This is a genomic window from Cobetia sp. SIMBA_158, assembly GCF_046566945.1.
In the GTDB taxonomy this organism is placed as follows: Bacteria; Pseudomonadota; Gammaproteobacteria; order Pseudomonadales; family Halomonadaceae; genus Cobetia; species Cobetia amphilecti.
Genome location: NZ_JAWJYL010000013.1, coordinates 77,811 through 102,950, shown reverse-complemented (window position 1 = coordinate 102,950; position 25,140 = coordinate 77,811). Strand labels below are relative to the sequence as shown.

General features: G+C 64.6%; 19 protein-coding genes. 6 read left to right on the top strand and 13 right to left on the bottom strand.

The window, feature by feature from the left end; translation table 11 throughout:
• Positions 1 to 235: 235 nt before the first annotated feature.
• From glrR to R2R70_RS16340, 6 genes are all read right to left on the bottom strand, one after another.
• Positions 236 to 1,603 carry a two-component system response regulator GlrR gene (glrR, locus tag R2R70_RS16365; protein WP_054555312.1) on the bottom strand — a complete coding sequence of 456 codons (1,368 nt, stop codon included), beginning with the start codon at positions 1,601 to 1,603 and terminating at the stop codon, positions 236 to 238.
• 120 nt (positions 1,604 to 1,723) lie between these two features.
• Positions 1,724 to 2,290 carry a hypothetical protein gene (locus R2R70_RS16360; protein ID WP_052384557.1) on the bottom strand — a complete coding sequence of 189 codons (567 nt, stop codon included), beginning with the start codon at positions 2,288 to 2,290 and terminating at the stop codon, positions 1,724 to 1,726.
• 4 nt (positions 2,291 to 2,294) lie between these two features.
• The gene (locus R2R70_RS16355; RefSeq protein ID WP_054555310.1) at positions 2,295 to 3,851 is read right to left on the bottom strand and encodes a sensor histidine kinase; all 1,557 of its coding nucleotides are present in this window, start codon (positions 3,849 to 3,851) and stop codon (positions 2,295 to 2,297) included.
• 1,088 nt (positions 3,852 to 4,939) lie between these two features.
• Positions 4,940 to 6,250: an amino-acid N-acetyltransferase gene (argA, locus tag R2R70_RS16350; protein WP_043333715.1), complete on the bottom strand. Its 1,311-nt coding sequence runs from the start codon at positions 6,248 to 6,250 to the stop codon at positions 4,940 to 4,942.
• Positions 6,251 to 6,432: 182 nt separating this feature from the next.
• Positions 6,433 to 7,716 carry an inorganic phosphate transporter gene (locus tag R2R70_RS16345; protein WP_410978510.1) on the bottom strand — a complete coding sequence of 428 codons (1,284 nt, stop codon included), beginning with the start codon at positions 7,714 to 7,716 and terminating at the stop codon, positions 6,433 to 6,435.
• A 40-nt stretch (positions 7,717 to 7,756) separates the two neighbouring features.
• Entirely contained in the window at positions 7,757 to 8,437 is a 681-nt protein-coding gene (locus R2R70_RS16340) for a TIGR00153 family protein (protein WP_043333713.1), read from the bottom strand.
• A 475-nt stretch (positions 8,438 to 8,912) separates the two neighbouring features.
• Between R2R70_RS16340 and R2R70_RS16335 the strand changes: the two genes are divergently transcribed.
• Together R2R70_RS16335 and R2R70_RS16330 are read left to right on the top strand one after the other, a co-directional pair.
• Complete coding sequence (locus R2R70_RS16335; protein WP_410978509.1) at positions 8,913 to 9,923, top strand: CYTH domain-containing protein; 1,011 nt, start codon at positions 8,913 to 8,915, stop codon at positions 9,921 to 9,923.
• A gap of 150 nt (positions 9,924 to 10,073) precedes the next feature.
• Positions 10,074 to 11,129: an ion transporter gene (locus R2R70_RS16330; protein ID WP_410978508.1), complete on the top strand. Its 1,056-nt coding sequence runs from the start codon at positions 10,074 to 10,076 to the stop codon at positions 11,127 to 11,129.
• A 127-nt stretch (positions 11,130 to 11,256) separates the two neighbouring features.
• On the opposite strand, the gene R2R70_RS16325 is transcribed toward R2R70_RS16330, so the two are convergent.
• Together R2R70_RS16325 and R2R70_RS16320 are read right to left on the bottom strand one after the other, a co-directional pair.
• Positions 11,257 to 11,880, bottom strand: coding sequence for an L-threonylcarbamoyladenylate synthase (locus R2R70_RS16325; RefSeq protein WP_043333712.1), 624 nt, complete (start codon positions 11,878 to 11,880; stop codon positions 11,257 to 11,259).
• Between the two features lie 65 nt (positions 11,881 to 11,945).
• Positions 11,946 to 12,806, bottom strand: coding sequence for a PHP domain-containing protein (locus R2R70_RS16320; protein WP_131432877.1), 861 nt, complete (start codon positions 12,804 to 12,806; stop codon positions 11,946 to 11,948).
• A 368-nt stretch (positions 12,807 to 13,174) separates the two neighbouring features.
• Between R2R70_RS16320 and R2R70_RS16315 the strand changes: the two genes are divergently transcribed.
• The 3 genes from R2R70_RS16315 (at position 13,175) to mnmC (ending at position 16,524) form a co-directional block, all read left to right on the top strand.
• Entirely contained in the window at positions 13,175 to 13,756 is a 582-nt protein-coding gene (locus R2R70_RS16315; RefSeq protein WP_043333711.1) for a septation protein A, read from the top strand.
• Complete coding sequence (locus R2R70_RS16310) at positions 13,756 to 14,055, top strand: YciI family protein (protein WP_043333710.1); 300 nt, start codon at positions 13,756 to 13,758, stop codon at positions 14,053 to 14,055. Before R2R70_RS16315 ends, R2R70_RS16310 begins: the two co-directional genes overlap by 1 nt.
• A gap of 141 nt (positions 14,056 to 14,196) precedes the next feature.
• The gene (gene mnmC / locus R2R70_RS16305) at positions 14,197 to 16,524 is read left to right on the top strand and encodes a bifunctional tRNA (5-methylaminomethyl-2-thiouridine)(34)-methyltransferase MnmD/FAD-dependent 5-carboxymethylaminomethyl-2-thiouridine(34) oxidoreductase MnmC (RefSeq protein WP_410978507.1); all 2,328 of its coding nucleotides are present in this window, start codon (positions 14,197 to 14,199) and stop codon (positions 16,522 to 16,524) included.
• A 14-nt stretch (positions 16,525 to 16,538) separates the two neighbouring features.
• Here mnmC and R2R70_RS16300 read toward each other — a convergent pair whose 3' ends face one another.
• A complete protein-coding gene (locus tag R2R70_RS16300) occupies positions 16,539 to 17,276 on the bottom strand; it encodes a response regulator (protein ID WP_410978506.1) in 738 nt (245 codons plus the stop codon).
• A gap of 65 nt (positions 17,277 to 17,341) precedes the next feature.
• Complete coding sequence (locus R2R70_RS16295; protein WP_410978518.1) at positions 17,342 to 19,159, bottom strand: ATP-binding protein; 1,818 nt, start codon at positions 19,157 to 19,159, stop codon at positions 17,342 to 17,344.
• Positions 19,160 to 19,351: 192 nt separating this feature from the next.
• Here R2R70_RS16295 and R2R70_RS16290 point away from each other — a divergent pair, with 192 nt between their 5' ends.
• On the top strand, positions 19,352 to 20,662 hold the full coding sequence (locus tag R2R70_RS16290) for a 2-hydroxycarboxylate transporter family protein (protein WP_410978505.1): 1,311 nt from the start codon (positions 19,352 to 19,354) through the stop codon (positions 20,660 to 20,662).
• Between the two features lie 157 nt (positions 20,663 to 20,819).
• On the opposite strand, the gene R2R70_RS16285 is transcribed toward R2R70_RS16290, so the two are convergent.
• The 3 genes from R2R70_RS16285 to R2R70_RS16275 form a co-directional block, all read right to left on the bottom strand.
• Positions 20,820 to 21,098: a YheU family protein gene (locus R2R70_RS16285; RefSeq protein WP_410978517.1), complete on the bottom strand. Its 279-nt coding sequence runs from the start codon at positions 21,096 to 21,098 to the stop codon at positions 20,820 to 20,822.
• Positions 21,099 to 21,190: 92 nt separating this feature from the next.
• Positions 21,191 to 23,305: an NAD-dependent DNA ligase LigA gene (gene ligA / locus R2R70_RS16280; protein WP_410978516.1), complete on the bottom strand. Its 2,115-nt coding sequence runs from the start codon at positions 23,303 to 23,305 to the stop codon at positions 21,191 to 21,193.
• 432 nt (positions 23,306 to 23,737) lie between these two features.
• Positions 23,738 to 24,979 (bottom strand): cell division protein ZipA C-terminal FtsZ-binding domain-containing protein, encoded by a 1,242-nt coding sequence (locus R2R70_RS16275; RefSeq protein WP_410978504.1) that lies wholly within the window; start codon positions 24,977 to 24,979, stop codon positions 23,738 to 23,740.
• Positions 24,980 to 25,140: the final 161 nt, after the last annotated feature.

Genomic DNA, 25,140 nt, shown 5'->3' with positions numbered 1-25,140 from the left:
ATATGACGAGAACAAGACGAGAACAAGACGCAAAAAGCCCCGCTACCTGAACAGGTAACGGGGCTTTTTCATGAGCGCTTTACGTCCGACACACCGGGCCACTTTTGACCACTCGCCTTGCGCACAACTCACACTGACACTCGTGAACTGCTATGCAGGTCTTGACCCTGGGCTTCTGCCCGGCGCCGGGCCGCTTTTGACCTCATGCCTTTCGCGTGGCTTCGGACGCGTTAGATCAAAAATCAGGCGGACCCTGCTCGGCGCCCGGCTTGAACACGCCCGGCTCCAGATCATGACGTCCCAGCAGCTTGTAGAAGTCGGTGCGGTTACGTCCGGCGATACGCGCCGCCTGGGTCACGTTGCCTTCGGTGATCTTCAGCACCTTGATCAGGTAGCTGCGCTCGAAACCGGCACGCGCCTCGGAGAAGGACGGCAAGGCGTTCTCTTCCGCGGCCAGCGCCTGGGAGACCAGCGCTTCCGGAATCATCGAGGAGCTGGTCAGGGCGACACACTGCTCGACCACGTTGACCAGCTGACGCACGTTGCCCGGCCAGGCACTGGAGGCCAGCAGGTTGAGCGCTTCCGGCGAGAAGCCCTTCACGAACGGCTTGTGGCGCGCGGCGGCCTGGCTGATCAGATACTTGGCCAGCAGCGGCACATCCTCGGCACGCTCGCGCAGGGCGGGCAGCTTCAGATTGACCACGTTGAGGCGGTAGTAGAGGTCTTCGCGGAAGTCGCCGTCATGCATCGCCTTGTCGAGATTGCGGTGCGTGGCGGAGATGATGCGCACGTCGATGGGCACCGAAGTGGTGGAACCCAGCGGCCGGATCTGACGTTCCTGCAGGGCACGCAGCAGCTTGACCTGCAGCGCCAGCGGCATGTCGCCGATCTCGTCGAGGAACAGGGTGCCGCCGTCCGCCGCCTGGAACAGGCCCTGGTGGGCACTGACCGCGCCAGTGAACGAGCCCTTGGCGTGACCGAACAGCTCGCTTTCCAGCAGCTGCTCCGGCAGCGCGCCACAGTTGATGGCGACGAAGGGACGCGAGGCGCGCGGGCTGGCGTTGTGGATGGCCTTGGCCATCAGCTCCTTGCCCGAACCGGACGGACCGGTGACCAGCACGCTGACATCGGATGCCGCTACCATGCGCGCCTGCTCGAGAATCTGCTCCATCTGCGGGGAGCGAGTGATGATGCCAGCGCGCCAGGCATCGTCACCCTCCTTTACGGGCGGCGCCTGGGCCAGCGCCTCATCGATGGCGGCGAACAGCTCGTCCTTGTCGACCGGCTTGGTCAGGAAGCTGAACACGCCCTGGCGGGTGGCACTGACGGCATCAGGGATGGAGCCGTGTGCGGTCAGCAGGATGACGGGCATGCCCGGCTGACGCTTCTGCAGCTCACCGAAGAGAGCCATGCCATCCATTTCATCCATGCGCAGGTCGGACAGGACCAGGTCTGGACGTGCGGCTTCGAGACGGCTGAGCGCCTCGCGGCCACTGCTGGCCGTCGTGACCTTGAAGCCACGGCTTTCGAGACGCATGCCGAGCAGCTTGAGCAGGCTCGCATCATCATCGACGAGCAGAATATGCGCTTGTGCGTATTTCACACTAACTCTCCTTGCGACACCCGAGGGCCTGGGACATCGACGTCGGGGCCGCACAGTCTTGCGTCATGCAATCGCGGGGATTGAGTGACAGGGTCGTGGCCAGAGTCTGCCGCTGAGGGTTCAGGGCGTGCTCTGGCGGCGCGAATTGATTGATTCTTCGATGGCCGTCAAGGCTTCCAGCTTCTTGGTCAGCTGGGCGTTCTCGGCGCTGAGCTTGCGACGGGCACCGTCATTCTTGTCACGCTCGGCGATCAGACCGCGACGCTCCTCGAGGCCATTGAGCCACTGACGAAGCAGCGGCTGCAGGCGGCTCGGGGCGGTGGGCAGGTCCGCCTTGTAGAGGTCGGAGGCCAGCTCCCAGTCCGATTCATCGCCCCAGCTGAGCACGATGGCACGCGCGAGGCGACGGTCGTGGCGGTTGCCTTCCAGCTGCAACAGGGTGCTTTCACGCCAGCCGCTGTTGCCACGCTGGGCCTGCAGCGCGAAGGCGACCCATTCATCCAGCAGGCAGTCCTCGCCGGTGAAGTCCGGCAGGTCGCCGGCGCCGTAGCAGCTCTCCCGCACACTCGGGCTGACCACTTCCGGCTCGCTGCCCGGCATGGTGATATTGGTCAGGGCGCCACAGGCGCTAAGCGTACTGAGCAACACGCCTGCAGCCAGGCGCATCAGAAGTCGTTGACCCTTCATCACTTCAGTTCCTTGCGTGCTTGATGGCGTTCAATGACGCCATTTCATGTGGTGTGGACTGCTGATCCGCTCCGGCGGCATCCCTGTCTGCCTGCGGTTCATGCTCACTGCCTTCCCCTGACGTCAGCGAGCGACTCGGTGTCGGCAATGTCAGCCGGAAGCAGACATCCGCCTTGGGGTCATCCACCAGCGCCAATTGACCAAATTGGGCGCGGGCGCTGTCAGCGGCGACCGAGAGACCGATGCCGGAGCCCTTGAGCGGGCCCTTGCGCTTCACCGCGCCCTGATAGAAGGGCTTGAACAGGTGGTCACGGTCCTGGGCGGCGATAGGTTCACCGCTGTTGGCGACTTCGATGATCAGCTTGCGACGCTCCTTGCGGGCTCTCAACCACAGGTCGCCACTGTCTTCGCCGTAGGCGATGGCATTGGAGATCAGGTTGTCGAGAATACGCCCGGTACGCGGCCTGTCCGCCTCCCAACTGAGGCTGGCAGGCGGAAGATGCACGCGCATGCCCTTCTTTTCCAGTGCCAGGCGATGTTTTGCCAGCACTTCCTTGAACACTTCATGTACATCGAAGCGGCTCTGTTCGAGGCCCTGATTGTGCTGCAGCAGATTGTAGTCGAGGAGTTGCTCGATCAGCTTCTGCAATTCCTTGCTGGAGTCATCCAGCAGGCCAAGAATCTCGGTCTGGTGCGGGCTCAGCGGCCCGGCGACCTCGTCGATCAGCAGGCCGGTGCCTTCACGGATGCTGGCCAGCGGGGTCTTGAGCTCATGCGACATGTGACGCAGGAACTGCTGCTTCTGCTCCTCGAGCTCATCCAGACGCGTCGACAGCCAGTTGAGACGCTCGCCCAGCTGCACCAGCTCCGCCGGCCCCTTGATGACGATGGGTCGCTCGCTGTCGGTGCCGCTACCGAGGCCATTGATGCGGCGCTCCAGCTGCCGGATGGGACGGATGATCAGCCAGGTGAAGAACAGCATCAACAGCAGACTGATGGAGACCAGCGCGGCGGTCTGCCACCACAGCTGATTCTTGACCTGGGAGGCGCGGGCGCGGATGCCTTCGATACGCGCATCGACGAGTTCACGCGTGGAGTTGAGCAGGCCGCTGGCCTGGATCGAGAAGGGCCCGAAGTCTTCCAGATGGCGACTGACCTGATCGACGCTCATCTCGGGCATGCGCTCGAGCTGTGACAGCGTCGCCTTCAACTCGCTGACGCGGGGGTCCCCCTCGCCCAACAGGCGCGCCTGCTCATCCAGCAAGGTGCGGAAGCTGTTGGCCTTGTCGGCGTAGATCTTCATCAGATCGGGATTTTCCAGCACGGCGTACTGGCGGGCGCTACGCTCCATCTCGACGGCGAGATTGGTCAGCGTGCGGGCGCGGCGGGTCTGGTCGACGGCCTGGCGGGCACTGACATCCGCCAGTTCCGACAACTCCGACAGCGCCTGCCCTGCTTGAAACATGAGCACGGCAATCGGCAGCATCACCACCAGAAATGCCATCAGAACCAGCTGCGGCAGCGAGCGGGGACGCCAGCGTCGTGACACTGTGGAGGCCATGGAAAGAACTCTATGCAAGAAAGGGGTGGTCATCATCGAATCACGTCTTCCTAGAATACCAGAGTTCACCAGCGTCCATCGCGGTTGCCAGTTCGTTAATAAATATGACTCTTATTCAAATCATTACGCCGCCACGAGACAAACCGCCCCATTGGCAACGTTTCGCATGAAATTGTTGGCCATTCAGCGCTAGACGCACAAAAAAAGAGGGCCGGCATAGCCGGCCCCAAGTACGCAGGGAACTGAAGGGTCAGTCATCACGTGGTGCCTCTGGTACCTGGAGACCAGAGGCACCACGTGATTGGCGGGTCTGACAGGTGGTCTGCCTGTCAGTCCCGGGAGAAAAGAACGTCACCTGGTGGTCGTTCCAGGTCAGTTGACGTTCACGCCGGACAGCGTCCGCGCTCCCTATCGGATGTGAAGCAGGGGGCAACACATCGCAATGTGGATGATCGAGTCGGATGGCTTGCCGACTTGCCCGCCTCGATCGTCAATTCGGGGATGACGGCAGCCAATCTCTCCGGCTACCGCATCGGTTTCGGGCATCCTTGCCCGGGCGTCCTTGCCCTCAAGATACTGTCCATGCCCACCAGGGGCCGTACCTGTCTCATCGCAACCTGAAGTCACACATCGCGTGGAGCAGACGCTTGGCCTGTCAGCGATCACGGAGCGCACAGGGTAGTGAGTACCGTCATCGCTGGAAGGCCAGAGAAAGGGCCGGTGATGCACCGCATATCTCTTGCTCACGGTACCTATTGCCAAAGGCGTGCCATAAACGCGAAAACTCATTACAAAACAATGACTTGAAAAGTAGATAACGGCGAAAGGCATGCCAATGTTGCCCGGGGCGGCACACAGAGTCGTGTTTTACTGGCCGATTCGTCGCGATTTGCCAACACATATACGGGGCATGCTATTTTTCCCTTCTGAATCAATATCTTGAAACGTCTCCTTTGCAAGACAATCCCGCAAGAGGTGGGGGAAAACTGCGACACCTACGCAAGAACACCCGCTGATCAGCCCTCATCGAGGGGGTCATCAGCGGGTGTTCTCTGGGCGATTCACACTGGCAGGCAAGTGAGGTGTGACTAGAGCGACTTGAGCAATACCTTGGAGTTACGCGCCGAGTTGTAGGCCTCGCGACGCATGGGCGGCAGGTCTTGCAGGCCGGCCGACACGAAACCGTGCTCGATGAACCAGTGGACGGTATGGGTCGTCAGCGCATACAGACGCTCGACGCCGGCGCGACGCGCGCGCAGCTCGATCTCGGCCAGCAGCTGCTCGCCGCGCTGTCCGCGGCGATAGTCATCATGCACAGCCACGCAGGCCAGCTCGCCCATGGCGGCGTCACGGCTGAGGTGCAGTGCCGCACACCCGATGACCATGCCATCGCGCTCCAGCACCACATAGTCGTCGATCTCGTGTTCGAGACGCTCCCGCGAGCGGGCCACCAGGATGCCACGCTGCTCCAGCGGCCCCAGCAGCGCCAGCAGGCCACCGACATCCTCGAGGCGCGCCTTGCGCAGCTGCTCATAGCCCTGACGCGTGATCATGGTGCCGATGCCGTCACGGGTGAACAGCTCGCCCAGCAGGGCGTCACGGTCGCGCCAGCTCAACAGGTGAGTGCGCCCGACGCCGCGCCGTGCGGCACCACAGGCAGCGGCCAGGTGGCGCGACAGCTCACTGTCGTCATCGCGGGGCGGCGCCATCAGCGCGGCTTCCTCCGGATTGAGCTGACGCAGCAGCTCGCCGTCTTCGCCGAACAGGCCCTCCCCTTCACCAAGCAGGATCAGCTTGTCAGCGGCCAGCGCCACGGCGGCGTGTTCGGCGACCTCAGCAGCGTCCAGATCGAACACCTCACCGGTGCTGGAATAGCCCAGCGGCGGCAGCACGACGATGGCCTGCTGCGAGAGCAGCCCCTGGATCGCCTCGCTGCGCACGCGGCGCACCTCGCCACCATGCAGGAAGTCGACGCCATGACGCACACCCAGCGGCTTGGCCATCACCAGATTGCCGGAGACGGCGGAGAGCTCCACACCATGCAGCGGCGTATTGGGTAGCCCCTGGGACAGACTCGCCTCAAGGCGCAGACGCAGCGTGGCGACCTGCTGCTCCAGATGGCCGAGAATCTCGCGCGTCACCACCCAGCGGCCCTGATGGCGATCCGCCTCGATACCGGCAGCCTGCAACGCCTCGGCCACCTGCGGGCGCACCCCGAACACCACCACCAGCTTCACGCCGAGGGTATGCAGCAACGCCAGATCCTGTATCAACTGCGTTCGTCGTGACGAGGACAGGGCATCGCCCTCGATCAGAATGACGAAGGTGCGGCCACGATGGGCATTGATATAGGGAGAGGAGTTGCGAAACCAGTCCGCGAAGGGGAAACGCGTGTTCAAGAGCCAGCTCCGGGCAGGAGAGAGGGAAAATGGCATGTCAGGCATGCCCATGAATCATCATATCAGCGCCGCAGCCTGCACGGCGAGCGGTGCCCCCTGACATCCATGTGTTAGATACAAGAAAGGCGACCCGAAGGTCGCCTTTCTCGTTTTACCCATTCAGCTCTGGATCATGCGGCGGCTTAGCCGAACATGCCCTTGAACATGAAGAAGAACAGGATCGACAGGATCGCGCCGGCCGGCAGAGTGATCAGCCAAGACATCACGATGGTGCCGATGACACGCAGGTTGAGCGCTGCCATGCCGCGTGCCAGACCTACCCCCAGCACCGCACCGACGAGGGTGTGGGTGGTGGAGATCGGCAGGCCGGTGCCGGAGGCCAGCACGACAGTCGAGGCGGCGGCCAGCGTGGCCGCGAAGCCGCGTGACGGCGTCAGCTCGGTGATGCCGGTGCCGACGGTGGCGATGACGCGACGACCATAGGTGACCAGGCCGAAGACGATACCGCCGCCACCCAGTACGAGGACCCACCACGGCATGCTCGCCTTGGCGCCGATCTGACCGGCAGAGTCGACGACGCTGATGATGGCCGCCAACGGACCGACCGCATTGGCCACGTCGTTGGAGCCGTGGGCGAAGGCCATCGCACAGGCGGTGAACATCATCAGCAGGCCGAAGACCTTCTCGACGCCGCTGAAGTCGAAGTCGTCACCGGTGGCGCGATTCTTCTCCTTGAGGCGTGAACGCGCGACCTTGCGCTCCATCAGCACGCCGATACCCATCACGATGGCGCCGATGACGACGGCCAGCAGCAGGCTGGATTCGAAGCTCAGGTGCAGGCCGACATGCTTGAGGCCCTTGACCATGGTCACCATCGAGATGATGAAGCCGACCAGGAACATGTACATCGGCACGTAGCGCTTGGCGGCCGCGAACGGGTCTTCGTTGTCGAAGATCAGCGTCTGCACGGACTTGAACAGCACGAAGGCGATGGAGCCCGCCAGCAGCGGCGAGACCAGCCAGGAGGCCGCGATCTGACCGACCTTGGACCATTCGACGGCATCCACGCCCAGACCCGCAGCGGAGAAGCCGACGATGGCGCCGACGATGGAGTGGGTGGTCGAGACCGGCCAGCCCTTCATGGAAGCGATCAGCAGCCAGATACCGGCGGCCAGCAGCGAGGCCAGCATGCCGTAGACCAGATATTGCGGATTCTCGATCAGCAGTGACGGGTCGATGATGCCCTTGCGGATGGTGTCAGTCACCTCACCACCGGCAAGCCAGGCACCGAGGAATTCGAAGATCACGGCGATGATGATCGCCTGCTTGATGGTGATCGCCTTGGAACCTACCGAGGTTCCCATGGCATTGGCGACGTCATTCGCACCCACACCCCATGCCATGAAGAAACCGAACAGACAGGCAAGAATGACGAGCACATCGCCGTATTGAGCAATGATGGACATAGAAGACTCTTGGACAGATGGCAGGACGTCCTGATGGCGCTCAGCGCGCCATCAGGATCTGCAGTCGGGTACCGACCTTTTCCGCTTGGTCAGCCACATCGCCGACCCAATCGATGATCTTGTAGAGGAAGATCACATCGACGGGCGGGAGACTGGCTTCCAGCGAGAACAGGGTCTGGCGGATGGCGATCTGCTGTTCGTCGGACTGCTTCTCGAGCTCATGCAGCTCGTTGATCAGCTTGTCGACCAGCTCGCTCATGTTGCGCCCGAAACCGGACTCGACGAGGTCTTCCAGTTCACCCAACGCACGACGCGCCTGGCAGACCGATTCGACCGCAGTCTTGAGATACTCACGCATGGCGGGCACCAGTGCGGTGGGTATCTGCATATGACGACCCAGCATGATCCCGGCGATGTCCTTGGTGACATTCGCGATGGAATCCTGGACATGGATCAGCTCGAGAAGGTCGGAGCGCGAGACCGGCAGGAACAGCGAGTTGGGCAGGTTGAGACGCAGCTGCGTCTTCAACTCGTCCGCTTCACGCTCCAGACCACTGATGGTCTTGCGAATGCTGGCTGCCTGCTCCCAATCACCCTGCTCGCAGGCGTCGAAGAAGGTCAGCAAGTGCTGGGCGCACTCGTCGGTCTTGATGATGTGGGTGTGCAGCGCCTTGAAAGGCGAGCGCCCGAACATCGAAGAGAAAGGGTTGGTCGTTACCATAGTGGCCGTCGGCGTTAAGGATTGACGCGCGGAGTGTAGCAAAGCCTTTGTGACGATCACATAACTTTCATCGTAACGTCATGATACCGCCATGCTGTTGTCATTTACGCAACAACAGCGGCAGTTCGGGGGAACACGAAGGATTCCAGAAGAGAGATTGTCATGTAGCGGCAGGACCCGTGGTCGCTGGCTTTATCCACTGTTCGTAATATAACCAAGGACGTGACGACAGGCAATTGCTGTCACTTCAATGTCATCATGCTGTCATATAAGTGTGATTCCGCCGACAGACCGATATCCCGCATGCCCTTCCGCCCTCCCCGTGCTTGCCTTGCCGCGGGCCAGGCGCGAGCATGAGACACACGGGCCTTCATCACCATGCACCACGCATACCGAAGGCTCTGCGGTCCTGGCGCCGCTGTCACCCTCATCCGTCAGCATCTGTCTTCTTTCATCTGTACAGGGAGTGCCCATCATGGCGCAGGAAATCGAACTCAAACTGGCACTGTCTCAACCCGTCATTGATCGCGATGCCATTCTGGAGACACTGACGAGCATTGCAGAACTGGCAACGGTCGCCCCCAGGCGGCGCTGGCTGGCCAACACCTACTTCGACACCCCCGAGCATGCGCTGGAGCGCGCGCGCATGGCGCTGCGTCTGCGCCAGAGCGGTGAGGATGCCGACAGCACGGGCGCCCTGCGCCAGACGCTCAAGACCAGCGGCGAGAGCCATGGCGGACTGCATTCACGCGGCGAATGGGAGTGGGAGCTGCCCGAGGGCCAGACCGGTCTCGACCTCGACGGCCTGCGTGACCTGCCGCCCCTGCAGGCGCTGGAAGACGGTGCCCGCGAACAGCTGCTGAGTGCACTCGCACCCAGCTTCAGCACCGATTTCGAGCGTCATGCCTGGCAGATCGACGTCAAGGCGACACGCAGTGACGAGAATGTGAGCGACGAGCAGGTCACCGTCGGCGTCGAGATGGCGCTGGACCTGGGCGCGGTGAAGGCCAGTGGTCGCGAAGTGGCCATCCAGGAGATCGAGCTCGAGCTGACCGGCGGCGAAGCACTCGCCCCCGAGGTGAGAGAAGGCGTGCTCTGGCAGCTGGCGGATTCACTGGCCAGCCGCCTGGCACTGCGCCCGGCAGATGCCAGCAAGGCCAAGCGCGGCGCGGCGCTGCGGGATGGCGAATGGCATGAGAAGACGCTGGATACCGCTGACCCGAGCGCGCTGCTGTCCGCCGCCATCGATGCACTCGATGCCCACGCCGACCGCCAGGCGAAAGATGACCTCAAGTGGCACGCGCATGCGCTGGCTGCCCTGTCGGCCCTCGCATCACGACTGGCCGCCTGCCAGCATCCCGGCCATATCCATGCGGTGGCGCTGGTCGAGGCGCTGGAAAGCAGCGACGGCGACGCCTCACAGGACTGGGCGACTCGCGACTTCGGCCAGCACAGCCTGTCACTGCTCGCGACGCTGCGCGGCTGAATCTCAGCACGACACTGACTGCCCAGCCGCCAGGCGCTAGACCACTGGCTGATGGACAACAGCCGGGCAGTCACTGAAGGTCACACACTGAGCCCCCCCGATACGCCCTGACATTCATCCGGCGTCGTCACGCCCGTCAAGGAAGCCTGCATGCCTGAACGCCAGGGCCCTGCCAATGAATATGGCAGCACACCGCAAAGCCCCCCAGCGACACCCTCGCACCCCAGCGACTACGAGCCCGCGACGGGCCGCCTGCGCGCGCGGCTGTTCCACTGGATCTTCGAATCCGATACCAAGGCGGCCAAGGCCTTCGATATCGGCCTGATCCTGATGATCTTCGCCAGTGTCGCCGTGGTGATGCTCGACAGCGTGCCCTCGCTGAATGCGCAATACGGCGAGCTGTTCCGCATCATGGAGTGGGGCTTCACGATCATCTTCACGCTGGAATACGCCGTCCGCCTCTACTGCCTGAAGCATCCCGGCACCTGGGCCAAGGGCTTCTACGGCGTGCTCGACCTGCTGTCGATTGCCCCAACCTGGCTGTCGCTGCTGATACCGGGCGCCCAGGCCCTACTGGTGGTGCGCGTACTGCGTGTGCTGCGCCTGTTCCGCGTGTTGCGCCTGATGGCCTTCGTCGGCGAGGGCCGCATGCTGGTCGAGGCCATGACGCGCAGCCGGCGCAAGATCCTGCTGTTCTTCATCACCGTGCTCAGCATCGTCACGGTGTTCGGCGCCCTGATCTATCTGATCGAGCCACCCGAGGCCGGCTTCACCTCCATCCCCAAGGCGCTCTACTGGGGCGTGGTGACGCTGACGACGGTGGGCTATGGCGACATCGCGCCCATCACGCCGCTGGGGCAGTTCATCTCGGCGCTGATGATGATTCTCGGCTACTCGATTCTCGCCGTGCCCACCGGGGTGTTCTCGGCTGAGGTCCTCAACGGCCTGCGCATGCAGCAGACCAGCGACGAAGCCTGCCCGGGCTGTGGTCGTGAAGGCCATGATCGCAACGCCAAGTACTGCAAGTTCTGCGGTACCTGGCTGGACGAGGACACCCGCGACCCGCGCGAGCCGGAACCGGAACCGGAGCCTGAGCCGGAACCTGAGACAGAGCCGGATCCCGAATCTGCGCCTGACGCAGAGACGCCATCGGGGGATGAGACCGCCTCCCCAGGCGACGACTCTCCCGATCGCGACCGCAGCTGACGAAGCCGAGAGTCGCTCAGCACACGACAACGCCTCAGAAATGACAACGCCCCCGCGACCGCAAGGTCCGGGGGCGTCTTCGTATGCCAAGGCGATGTCAGCGCCGTGAAGCGCTACGCTGTCGCGATCACTCGACGAAGCTCGAGATATCGCCACGCCCTTCGCGCACGATCACCGGCGGCAGCTCGCGCAGGTCTACCACACTGGTGGTCTCGAAGCTGCAGGCGCCACCATCGATGACCAGATCCAGCGCGTGTCCGAAGCGCTCGCGAATCTCTTCGGCGTCCGTCATCGGCAACTCCTCGCCCGGCGGAATCAGCGTCACGCTCATCAGCGGTTCGCGATGGGTTTCCAGCAGGGCGTGGGTGATGGCGTGGTCCGGCACGCGCACGCCGATGGAGCGACGCTTGGGGTGCAGCAGCAGACGCGGCACTTCGGAAGTCGCCTGCAGGATGAAGGTGTAGGCGCCCGGCGTGTGACTCTTGAGCAGGCGGAAGATGGCGTTGTCGACCTTGGCGTAGGTGCCGATTTCCGAGAGGTCAGAACACACCAGGGTAAAGTTGTGCTTGTCGTCCAGCTGACGCAGGCGCTTGATGCGCTCGATGGCCTTCTTCTCGCCCAGATGACAACCCAGCGCGTAGCCGGAGTCGGTCGGATAGGCAATCACGCCACCCTGCTGGATGATGGTGACGGCCTGATCGATGAGGCGTTTCTGGGGATTTTCGGGATGAATCTGGAAGAACTGTCCCATGCGGTGCTCCTTGCGTCTGGGCACCAGCCCGGCAGGCGGACTGGCGTCACGGTGATCTCTTGATATCACATGGAGGCAGCGTCGGCCGCAAAAAAGGGCGCAATGCGCGGATGACACCACACGGGCGGCACCTTGGTGCGGGGCGGCGGACTCATGCTGCCGGGCGCCAGCGGGCCGCCAGGGAAGTGGAAGTCACTGCCAACGGAGGCGTAGAGCCCCAGCTCATCCAGCTGACGCGCCAGGTCACGCGCGCGATCGATATTCTGGAAGCCGCTGACCAGCTCCGCGCCTTCGCCGCCGGCGGCAATGAAGTCACGCAGCAGCTCGCCACGCTTGGTGCGCGTCAGCTTGTAGCGCATCGGGTGCGCCATCACGGCGATGCCACCATCGGCACGCACCCAGCCCACCGCCTCTTCCATCTCCGGCCAGTGCGCCTTGACGTCGCCTTTCTGGCCCGCGCCCAGATGCCGCTTGAAGGCGTCCTGCAGGTTGCGTGCAATCCCGGCCTCGACCAGCGCGCGGGCGAAATCCGGGCGTGACAGCGGGCGGTCGCCTGAGCCACTCAGCGTGGCCTGCTCCCGGGCGCGCTCGAAGGCATTCTCGAGCCCGAGCTTTTCCATGCGCGTGGCGATCTCGTGGCTGCGGCGTTCACGCGCCTCGTGCTGCTGCTTGAGACCGGCACTCAGCGCATCGCCGGCGCCCTCGGGCATCAACGCCACGATGTGGATGGTCTGGTTGCGCCAGCGGACCGACAGCTCACAGCCGGGCAGCAACGAGATTCCCTCGGCGCGGGCGGCCTGCTGGGCCTCGAAGATGCCTTCCATGCTGTCGTGATCGGTCAGAGACATGCGTGACAGACCGCGCCGCGCGGCCAGCGCCACCAGCTCTGTCGGTGCCATGCCGCCATCGGAGGCGGTGGAGTGCATGTGCAGGTCGATGTCCGGCACCTCGATATCGGAATCGAAGCGCTCCGGCAGCGGGCGAAACTCGATCGGCTTGCGGGTTGCGGAAATCGGCGAAGAGTCGGACGGGACGTCGGACACGGGGAACCTCTCGGGATGAACGTCTGTGCCACGCGATGCCTGGGATGCAGGCGATCCAGCGGGCCAGACGTCGGGCAGTATTGGCTGCGATGCGCGCCCGGACACACAGGGGCTTTGTCAGCAGGCAGCAATGGCGGCAGAATGAGCACATGCAGGCAGGGGTGCGCCGCTGGTGTCAGACAGGATACCACTCGCACAGGCCCTTGCCTTCCCGACGGCTGCGTCGTCGTGTTCAGGAGTGCGCATTACCCATGAAGATGTTGCTCGACTTTCTGCCGATCGTGATCTTCTTCGCCGTCTACAAGATGACTGGCGACATGATCATGGCTACCGCCGTGTTGATTCCCGCGACCCTCGCGCAGGTGCTGTACATCTACTGGCGCCACAAGCGCGTCGAGAAGATGCAGCTGGTCACCCTGGCGCTGGTCGTCGTGCTGGGTGGCGCGACCGTGCTGTTCGGCAACAGCTCCTTCATCCAGTGGAAGCCCACCGTGGTCAACTGGCTGTTCGCCGTCGCCTTCCTGCTGTCGCCGCTGTTCGGCGGCAAGCCGCTGGTGGAGCGCATGATGGAAAAGGCGATTCAGCTGCCACGCCCCATCTGGCACCGCCTCAATCTGGCCTGGGTGGTATTCTTCCTCGCCATGGGCGGCCTCAACATCTACGTCTTCAGTCACTATTCGGAAGACATCTGGGTCGATTTCAAGCTGTTCGGCATGCTCGGTCTGACACTGCTGTTCGTCATCGTTCAGGGCGTCTACCTGTCCCGCCACATGGTGCAGGCCCCTCAGGAAGAGAACGCTTCCTCGACCAATTCTCAAAAGGATGATTCGTGATGCTCTACTCCATTGTCTGTCAGGACGTCGAAGGTAGCCTCGAAGCGCGCATGGCGGCGCGCCCGCCGCATCTGGCACGTCTGGAAGCGCTGCACGCCGCCGGGCGTCTGGTCATCGCCGGCCCCAACCCGGCCATCGACAGCGAAGCACCGGGCGAAGCCGGCTTCAGCGGCAGCGTCATCATCGCCGAGTTCGATTCCCTCGAAGACGCCCAGAAGTGGGCCGATGCCGATCCCTTCGTCATCGCCGGTGTCTATGAAAGCGCCGAAGTGAAGCCCTTCAAGCAGACCCTGCCCTAGCCCGGCGCCCGACCGGTCATCTGACCGGCGGTTTCTCACAGACGACGGACAGCCTGGCTGTCCGTCGTCTGCGTTGCAGGCCTTGCTCTGCCGCTGTCTCGCTGTGCTGCTCTCCCGCTCGACCTCCTGCCAGGAATGCCCGTGAACGATCGCCCCTCCTCCCCCCGCCAGCCCGCTCCCGGCCAATCAGCTCCCGATCAGGCCGCCTCGCCAACCCGCCAGGCTCCGCCACAGCAAGCCCCGGGCACCGCGGCACGCAAGTCTGCCACGACGCCACCGAGCGCGATCGAGCCAGTCACGGCGCCCGGCGTGGTGCCGGACGTACCACTGGCGCCACTGGCGGCACTGGAGGAGGCGCAGCTCGAGTGGAACGACACCGCGCCACAGGCCACCGATTACGGCGATGTGTACTTCTCGATCCACGATGGCCGTGCCGAGACCGTGCACGTCTTCCTCGACAGCAACCGACTGAGCGAGCGCTTCCGTGACTGGCGGGAAGCGCGCCCCTTCGTGATCGGCGAAACCGGCTTCGGCACCGGCCTCAACATCCTGTGCGCCGCCCAGCGCTTCCTGGCAACGGCGCCCGCCGAGGCGCGTCTGCATGTCGTCTCGGTGGAAAAGCACCCGATGCGCGCCGCCGACCTCGAGCGGGCGCTGTCCGCCTGGCCGGATCTCGCCTCACTGGCAAAGCCGCTGGTCGCTCAATGGCCCGCTGCCGTCCTCGGCGTGCACCGCCTGTGGCTGGATGAGCGCATCACCCTGGACCTGCACTTCGGCGATGCGGTGGAGCGCCTCTCGCGCCTGGAAGGTGGCGTGGATGCCTGGTTCCTCGATGGCTTCTCGCCGTCGAAGAACCCGCAGATGTGGTCACCCGAGCTGTTCGCGGCCATGGCGGGTGTCTCGCGCCCCACGGCGACCTTCGCCACCTTCACCGCCGCGGGCTTCGTGCGGCGTGGCCTGCGCGCGGCAGGCTTCGTGTGGCGCAAGGTGCCCGGCCACGGCATGAAGCGCGAGATGATCTGCGGCGAGCTGGACGAACCGACCGCCGCCGCGCGCGCCGAACTGATGGGACTTAATGCCTCACCCGCATCCGGTCATGCCCCCATGCAGGAGCACGCGGTGCGTGGCGCCCTTCATCCGCTGCGTCGTGAGCAGCCCTGGACCCAGCCCCCACAGCCCGCGCCTGTCAGTCGCGAGACGCATGTCGCGGTACTCGGCGCCGGTATCGCCGGCACCAGCTGCGCCGAGGCGCTGGCGCGGCGCGGCGTGCAGGTCACGCTGATCGATGCCGAAGCCCCCGGCGCGCGCGCCTCCGGCAATCGCCAGGGTGCGCTCTACGTCAAGCTGGCCGCCGAGACCAACCCCGCCAGTCGCTTCCAGCTGGCTGCGCTGCAGTACAGCCGGCGCTGGCTGGCAAGCCTCGATCCCGAGCAGACCCTGTGGTCCGCCAGCGGCGTGCTGCAGCTGGCCACCAGCGAGCGTGAGCGCAAGCGCCAGCAGCGCTTCCTCGACAATCACCCGCTGCCCGAGGCGCTGCTCAAGCCGGTCAGCGCCAGTGAGGCCAGTCGAATCGCCGGCAGCGAGATCGCCTTCGACGGCCTCTTCTATCCGGTCGCGGGCTGGGTGCGCCCCAGCGCGCTCTGTCAGCACCTCGCCGCCACCCCGGGCATCCGCTTTCTGCAGGCGCGCATCGAGGCCATTCAGTCGCTGGGGGCCGAGGAAAGCGGGGCTACTGGCAACGGCGCGCCACGCTGGCAACTGCAGACCAGCGACGGCACCAGCATTGAAGCCGATCAGCTGATTGTCGCGCTGGGGGAGCAGACTCACCTGCCCGAGCCGCTCGCGCACCTGCCGCTGCAGCCGATTCGCGGCCAGGTCAGCGAGATCACGGTAGCGCCGGAACATGCCACGCACCTGCCCGCGCTCGACAGCGTGGTGTGCGCCGGTGGCTATGTCTCGCCCTATCAGCGCCACGCCGATGGCAGCGTGACACTCAGCTTCGGCGCGACCTTCGCCCCGCGCGATGAGGATGAGGCAGTCCGCGAGGCGGACCACGCTGCCAATGTCGCGGAGCTGCGCAGCGCCCTGCCCGCCTTCGTCGCCGCCTGGGAGCAGGCGCGTGGCATCACGCTGGAAGACGATGACTGGCAGGGACGTGTCGCCTGGCGCGCCGCCAGCCCGGACAAGAGTCCGCTGGCCGGCCCGGCACCGGACGCCGCGCAATGGCGTGAGGATTACGCCGCCATGGCCTTCGATGCGAAAAAGCGCGTGCCACAGTCGAGCGGCGCCCACCTGCCCGGCCTGTGGCTCTCCACCGCACACGGCTCACGCGGCTTCACCACCGCCCCACTGTGCGCCGAACTGATCGCCTCGCAACTGTGTGGCGAGCCGCTGCCGCTGGAACGCGAACTGGCCGAGCACCTGCACCCGGGACGCCGCCTGATCCGCGATATCGTCCAGCGGCGCTGAGAGGTCGGTATCACTCAGGCCTGACGGCACTGTCTGGACAGGGCATGACGGTCGATGACCTGGTAGGTAAAGGATGGCCGGCCGATCTGACCGTAGTGGAAGGCCTCGCTGAGCATGCCGCAGGCCGCGAGATGGCGCAGGTACTTGCGGATGGTCACTCGCGACATGCCGGTGGCAGGCAGCAACGCCTCACTGGTGAAGCTGCCTTCCTCACGCGGCAACGCCTGGATGGCACTGGCCACCAAGGCAAGTGACGCCGCCGTCACGCCCTTGGGCAGGCGCCCCTCGGGTACCGCGCCCGCAGCGCCGCTGACCAGCCCTTGCACGCCGAAGAGCTGGTCCAGTTGTTGCTGGCTGACTTCACCCTCTAGACTCTCCAGCTGCTGGCGCCCGCGAAGCGCCAGTGCCAACGCCTGCTGAAAACGGGCGAAGCTGAAGGGTTTGACCAGGTAATCGCACACCCCGAGCGCATGTGCACTGCGCACCGTGTCCGCCTCACTGGCGGCGGTGATCAGGATCACCTGGATATCGGGGGCGGCGTGGCGCCTCAGCCATCGCAACACTTCCAGCCCGCTGCGGCTGCGCAGGTAGACATCCAGCAACACCAGGTCCACCGCTTCCTGCGCCAGCACGTCGAGTGCCGTCGCGACATCCTCGCACTGGGCCACCAGGCGCATGCCGTCGATGCGACTGAGGTATTCGACATTGAGACGCATGACCATGGGGTCGTCTTCGACTATCAGCACACGCATGCGCTCTGGCTCCTTCGTTGTGCAAATTCCGGCCGCAACGCCATCCCATGGCGCTCGAGATCCGCTCAAGGCGCCACACCAGTCAGCAGTCGGCAAGGCAGGGTCAGCTCGACCAGGGTACCGCCGCCCGGGGGCGCATAGAGGTGCCATTCTCCCTCGCGCGCGGTCACGATCTCCTGCACCAGCGACAGGCCCAGTCCGCGGCCTTCTCCATGACTGCTCACCCCCGCCATGCGCACCGTCTGCCTCAGCTCCGTCGGCATGCCGGGGCCGTTGTCCGCCACGCTGATCGACAACTGCGCCTCTGCCGACGGGTCCAGTGATTCCAGCATCAACCCCAGGGTCACAGACGGGGCGTGAGCGTCAGCGCCCACCTCCTCCAGCGCTTCGAAGGCATTGTCGAGCAGATTGCCGATCACGCTGACCAGATCATGACTCAGGCTACGCTCCAGCACCGGAAACTCGGCCTGAGCGCCCTCGTCCTGTGACATTCCCCACTCAGCGCAGCGGCCATGATGGCACTCGATCTCCAGCTCGACCGCCAGCGCGATGCCACGCTCGCGAGCCTCGCTGTGCTTGCCAATCAGAAGACCTGCCAGCAGAGGGTCCGCGATGCGCTCGGCGGCCGCGGCATCCGCCGGCAACTCCCGCTCCACCAGCAACGCCAGATAATCGCGCAGACCGGCGAGGTCCTGCATCTGTGTCAGGCCCGACAGCACATGCAGCCGATTGCGGAACTCATGACGCGCGGCACGCAGTGACTCCGCCTGACGGCGGACGCCAGTCAGCTCCTCGGCGAGGCGCTGCATGCGGTCGTGCTCGCGCAGTACCAGCACGCCGCCCATCAGCAGCTCGCCATCATGCACTCGCTGGCAACGCACCAGCAATCGCCGCCCGCCGTGAGTCACCTGCCGCAGTCGGGTCTCCTCCTGCTCGCTCACCGGCTGGCGCGCAACAAGGCACTCACGCATGCCGGTGTCGGGCAGCCAGCCATCAAGGTGCTCTCCCAGCGTCGGCAAGGTCCCCAACAACTCGCGCGCCGCGGCATTCACCAGCGTGATCCGCCCCTCGGGATCGACCACGATGATGCCCTCTTCCAGGCTGGCCAGCACCGCCTGATGCTCCTCCACCAGGCGCGCGATGGCCGCCGGCTCCAGTCCCTTGAGCTGTCTGCGCAGATAGCGCGCAAGTCCCAGTGCGCCCAGCGTGCCGAACAGCATCAACACACCCAGTCCGAGCAGCAGCTGACGCTTCTCATCGGCCAGACGCCGCCCCAGGGAATCCAGCGTGATACCGATGGCCACCGCACCGACGACGGCGCGCTCACCGCCCTTGGACGCATGCGCCATGACCGGAACGAAGCTGCGCAGGCTTTCGCCGAGCGTGCCGCGGGATTCGGAGAGGTAGGAGGCACCGGCAAGCGCACGCTGTTCGTCTCCACCCTGGAAGGGCTGCCCGATGCGTGCGGGGTCCGGGTGACTGAGCCGCAGGCCATCCGGGCGCATCACCACGATGAAGTCGACGGCATTCTCCCGACGCAGTCGCTCGATGCGTGCCGCCAGCCGGCTGTCCGCGACAGGAGGCGCAGCCTGCGGCGAGCTGGCCTCGCTCAGGGCAGAACGCACCTCGGGCAGACGCGCGATACGCTGGGCAAGAGCGGCAATGCGCTGGCCCTGAATCTCGCGCTGGGTCCGCTCAAGCTGGGCACTGAAGAGCCAGGCCGCGACCAGCAGGCTGACGATCACCATGCCGGCGGCGAGCAATGAGGTCAGCGCGCTCAGTCCGGGTTGAGAATGCCGCAACACGCCGGACAAGCCATGTGCCCCCTTGGTGGCATGGCCATTCGGCCCGGCGCATGGGCGAGTGGCAGCCGGCGCTTTCATAAGTTTCAAAAGGCTTTCTTTAATTCGCAAAACTTGGCCCTCGGGAGCCACACCGTAAGCTCCCTGTGACGCGCATCCAGTGCGCGAACATGATGTCCCTTCCCCGTCCCAAACGATCCCGCGATGCCACGCCAACGCGTCCGGGCATGACAACAGGTCCTGCAACGACAGAGTGCAGGACAAGGAGCATGCATGACACATTCCTCGCAGACCGCCACGGCCACGCCTGCCGCAGAGCCCCCCTGGCAGAAGACGCACATCTTCGGCATGTCGCTGCCGATCTTCGCCCTGTCCTTCCTGGTCCTGATTGCCGCTATCGCCACCGACACCCTGCCTGCCGGCATGATCGGCGCGCTGCTGGTCATGATGATTCTCGGGGAGCTGCTGGGCTTTCTGGGCGACCGCCTGCCGATCATCAACAGCTATCTGGGTGGCGGCGCCATTCTCGCCATCTTCGGTGCCGCAGCGCTGGTCTACAGCGGCTGGCTGCCGCAGGAGGTCACGGCGAATGTCAGTGAGTTCATGAAAGCCGGTGGCTTTCTGAACTTCTACATCGCGGCGCTGATCACCGGCAGCATTCTCGGCATGGACTCCCGCGTACTGGTCAAGGTCGGGGCCCGCTTCGCGCTGCCGCTGCTGTGCTCGGTGCTGTTCGCGGCGCTCTTCGCGATGCTGGTCGGCTGGGTCATGGGCTTCTCGCCCAAGGATGCCGTCATGGTCATCGCCCTGCCCATCATGGGCGGCGGCATGGGCGCCGGCGCCGTGCCGATGAGCCAGATCTACGAGCAGCTGCTGGGGCAACCGGCCAGCTACTATATCTCGATCCTGGTGCCGGCACTGGCCCTGGGCAATGTCTTCGCCATCATCATTGCCGGGCTGCTCAACGGGCTTGGCAAGCGCTTCCCGTCGCTGACCGGTGGCGGCCAGATGATGCCGGGCGTCAATGTCCGCGAAGAGAAGAGCGCGCCTGACCTGTCCCAGCTGGGCATCGGCATGGTGATTGCCCTGAGCTTCTTCGTCGCCAGCCAGATTCTCGGCAAGGTCATTCCGCTGCACCCCTACGCGCTGATGATCATCGCGGTCGCCGTGCTCAAGTGCGCCAACCTGGTACCGGAGAACATCAATCAGGCCGCCGCCCAATGGTTCCGGTTCGTGGCTGGCAACTGGACTTTCGCGCTGCTGTTCGGCATCGGCGTGGCCTACACCGATCTGGGCCAGGTGATCGATGCCATCACCATCACCTACGTGGTGATCGTGTTCGGTGTCGTCGCCGGTGCCGCCTTCGGTGCGGGGCTGGTGGGCAAGCTGGTCGGCTTCTACCCCATCGAGTCGGCCATCACCGCTGGCCTGTGCATGGCCAACATGGGCGGCACGGGTGACGTCGCCGTACTCTCGGCGGCCAATCGCATGCAGCTGATGCCCTTCGCGCAGATTTCCTCGCGCCTGGGCGGGGCCTTGATCCTGTTGATCTCGAGCCTGGTCGTGCCGATGTGGTTCGCATGATCCGGTGCATCGCCAGACGTCACTAGCCGCACCAACTGGTGCAACAACTGGTGCATCATGAACGACAACGCCCCTGGCCTGTGCCAGGGGCGTTGTCGTTTCCAGCCCCGGGGTCAGGGGCAGGGCATGCTCAACACAGCATGACCGCTGGCCGGGCTCAGTCGCCCTCTTCCTCGTCGTCCGCCAGCTGGCGACCGAAGGACTGCCATTGCTCCAGCGTCATCACCTCGGTGGATTCGGTGCCGATGTCGTGGACGATCAGCAGCTTGCCGCGTGACAGCTGGCCTTCCAGCTCCGCGACCCAGCCAACCATGCCTTCGCCGACATCGGTGGTGTCATAGCCCTGACGGGTGACGAAGGCTTCCAGCAGGGCGCGCCGTGTATCGGCGGGCAGCATGGTCTGCGGTACCTCGATGAAGCGGTCCCGCGGGTCCATCTGATCAAGTGGCATCTGGCTCATGGGTAGCTCCTGTCCTTCATCAGGGTGGCGTGGCGCCGCCTGCGGTGCATCGTTCAGCGTATCCGTACTCATGCATCCTCTCCCGCGCTGTCTTGCGCGCTGTCCTGCACATTGGCTTGCGCACTGTCTTGCGGATTGTCCTGCTGTGCATCAGCACCGGATTCCCATTCGGCCAGGCGCTTCACGAAGGTCTCTTCGTCCAGCACCGTGAGGCCCAGCTGCATGGCTTTCTCGAGCTTGCTGCCCGCTGCCTCGCCGGCGACCACACCGGCGGTCTTCTTCGAGACACTGCCCGCCACCTTGGCGCCCAGCGCCTGCAGACGCGCCTTGCCTTCATCACGCGTCATGCTGTCGAGGCTGCCGGTCAGCACCCAGGTCTGGCCTGCCAGCGGCTGGGGGCGCTCACCGATCTCGACCTCTTCCCAGCTCAGACCACAGGCGAGCAACGCGTCCAGCGTCTCGTTGTTGGTCGGCTGCTGGAAGAAGGTATGGATATGCGCGGCGACGATGGGACCGACATCTTCCACTGCCTCCAGCGCGGCCTGATCCGCTGCACGCAGCGCTTCCAGGGTGCCGAAGTGCGTGGCCAGATTCGCGGCGGTGGCTTCACCGACTTCCCGAATGCCGAGGGCGTAGATGAAGCGCGCCAGGGTGGTGTTGCGGCTCTTGTCCAGCGAGGCGACCAGATTGGCGGCGGACTTATCGCCCATGCGCGGCAGCTCGGCCAGGGTGGCAGCTTCCAGGTGGAACAGGTCCGCCGGCGTCTTGACCAGCTCACGCTCGATCAGCTGCTCGATCAGCTTCTCACCGAGGCCATCGACATCCAGCGCCTTGCGGCTGGAGAAGTGCTTGAGGGCTTCCTTGCGCTGCGCGGCGCAGATCAGTCCGCCCGCGCAGCGTGCCACCACCTCGCCTTCGAGGCGCTCGATCTCGGAGCCACACACCGGGCAGCCGTCCGGCAGCACGATGGCTTCGCGGTTGGCGCCTTCGCTGGCGACCCGCACCACCTGCGGGATGACATCGCCGGCGCGCCGAATGATGACGCTGTCACCGATCTGCACGCGGAGACGCTCCACCTCGTCCATGTTGTGCAGTGTGGCATTGGAGACCACCACACCGGCGACCTGCACCGGTGCCAGCCGGGCGACCGGTGTCAGCGCGCCAGTGCGTCCGACCTGAAAATCGACGCCTTCCAGGGTGGTTTCCTGCTCCTGCGCCGGGTACTTGTAGGCGATGGCCCAGCGCGGTGCGCGCGCCACGAAGCCCAGCTCACGCTGCAGGCGCAGTGCATCGAGCTTGATGACCGCGCCATCGATGTCGTGATCGAGGCCATCACGCTGCTCGCCGAGGCGGCGGGTGTAGTCGATGATGCCCTGAGCGCCGCGCACCACCTCAAGCTGCAGGCTGGTGCGGAAGCCATAGTCGTTGAGCAGCGCCATCAGACCGGAATGATTCTGGCCGGCCTCGCTGGCGAGCAGCGCATCATCCACCCGCGCGACCTGATAGGCGCAGAATTCCAGCGGACGCGAGGCGGCGATGTTGGAATCCAGCTGGCGCAGGCTACCGGCGGCGGCATTGCGCGGATTGGCGAACACCTTGCCGTCCTCGTCGCGGCCGCGCGCGTTCAGCGCCTCGAAACCAGCGTGGCTCATGTAGACCTCGCCGCGCACTTCCAGCAGCTCCGGCAGATCATCACCCCGCAGCTTGAGCGGGATCGAGCGGATGGTGCGCAGATTGGTGGTGATGCCTTCGCCGGTGCGGCCATCGCCGCGCGTCACGCCCTGCACCAGCACGCCATTCTCGTAGATGAGCGACACGGCCAGGCCATCGAGCTTGGGCTCGCAGCAGAAGCTCAGCTCGTCACCCGCATCCTGGGCGTCTCCCAGCTCCAGCGTTTTCGCCGCACGTAGCACGAAGGCGCGCAGCTCATCGTCATCGAAGGCGTTGTTGAGCGACAGCATCGGCACCGCATGCTGCACTTCCTCGAAGCCGCTGGTCGGTGCGGCTCCGACGCGCTGGGTGGGCGATTCCGAGGTGATCAGCTGGGGATATTCGGCTTCCAGCGCCTCGAGACGGCGCAGGCGCGTGTCGTAGTCGGCATCGGTCAGCGTCGGATCATCCAGCACGTAATAGCGATGGCTGGCCTCGAGCAGCTCGCGATGCAGCTGCGCGACCTCCTCCATCACCTTGGCAGGCACGCCTTCCACCGCGGCCGGTGCAGCGGAGCGAGAAGCGCTCGAGGCGTTGGAATCATCGGCAGGCGCCGAAAACAGATCATCCTGGGCTGACATGACACTCACTCGAAACAGTGGCTCGCCAGCACTGCCAGAAGGCAGCGCTGAGCGACCTGAAAACGGGTGGCGAACCCTCCGACCTGACGCACTCGCAAGAGCTTGCAAAGGCTTGCAGGCGGAGGGGTCGCCTTGATGCTGCCATTGTACTCAATGTGAACGACGGGCCACACATTCAAGCACTCAGGGCGACAGTCGGGGGCTGGCAGGGGCCGTCAGAGGCTGCAAAAGGCCGGCAGGACACGCAAACGCCAACGGCGACCCGAAGGTCGCCGTTGGCGTTTTGGCATGACTGGTCGACTCAGAGAATGGCTGGGGAGTCGATCAGTTGGCCTGGTAGCGATGCAGACGATTGCGACGCTCGAACTCGTGCACCTGCTGGCGCTTGAACTCGATGGTCTGGGCCGTCATCACGCTGTGGTTCTCGTCTTTCAGCTCACCACCCAGACGGCGCACCAGCAGCATGGCGATCTCGACCATGGTCTCGAAGGCGGCGGAGGTGTCGTCCGCGCCCGGCAGCGGCATCAGGAAGGTGACGCCATCCAGCTGGCTGTCCACCATCTCGGCCGGCTTGAAGATGCCCGGCTTGACCACGTTGGCCATCGCGAACTGCAGCGGGCTGTCGTCATCATCTTCCTCGTGGCGCAGGAACAGCCCCATCTCGGAATGACGCAGACCACAGGCCAGCGAGATACCCAGCACGTCTTCACCACTGAAGCCTTCATCGCCGCGCGCCATCACCGAGATGATGATGACTTCACTGGCATCGGCCAAGGTGTCACGTGCGAGCTGGTCATCGACCTGATTGCGTTCGGCACGCAGCACCAGCGGATGACGATCATCCTCGGGCGCTGTGGCATCGGCAGCGGGCGCAGCGGCCGCTTCCAGTGAAGGTTCCTGGCGCTGGGAAGCACTGCCGGCGACATCGGCCGGCTTGCCAGCGGAGGACGCCTCAGTCCTCGCATCCTGACCTTCCTCGATCTCGGCCATCGGCTCGAGATCATCGGCCTGGGTGGAGGAGACGCTGATGCTGTCGTCCTCGGCGGTGATCACCGGCTTCTCATGGAAGTCGTCTTCGCGCGCCGTCTCGACCTGCTCGCTGGAGGCGCTGCCGAGCACGGGCTCACGATGCGCATCGTCGTGCTCATGCTCGTCATCACGCCGTGCGCCCAGACTAGCCGTCACATCGCGCATTGACTGGCTGGCACGCGCACCGAAGGCAGCCGCACGCTCGCCGAAGCCCTTGCGCTCCGGCGCTTCACGGCGCTCCATGGGCTGCGCCGGACGACTCGGTTGAGTCACCCGCGAGGCCTTGATGCCGTGCGCATTGTCGAGCACGACATCTTCCTCGGCCTCGGCATGCGTCTCGGAATCGCCAACCACCCGGTAGCCGCCGTTCGGCAGCTCCCAGTTGTCACGTTCTTCCTCTTCTTCCACCGCGGGATTGCCCGCATCGTCGGTGGAATCCTCTGTACCCGCTCGATCCAGTCGGGGTACTCGACGTTGACGTTGGAGCCTGCGCACACCGTCAACGACGATGATTGCGACCAGCACCAACCCCAACAAGATGAGCCACTCTCTCAATTCCATGGGTCATTAGCCTGTTTGCTTGGGCACCATGCACGTGAACAGCATAGCGCGATTGCAGAAAAAGGGGACATTTTTTCGAATGTCAATCCTGTGGTGGTGACCTGCGCAATCGCCCTTCAATTATCCCTGACTGACAC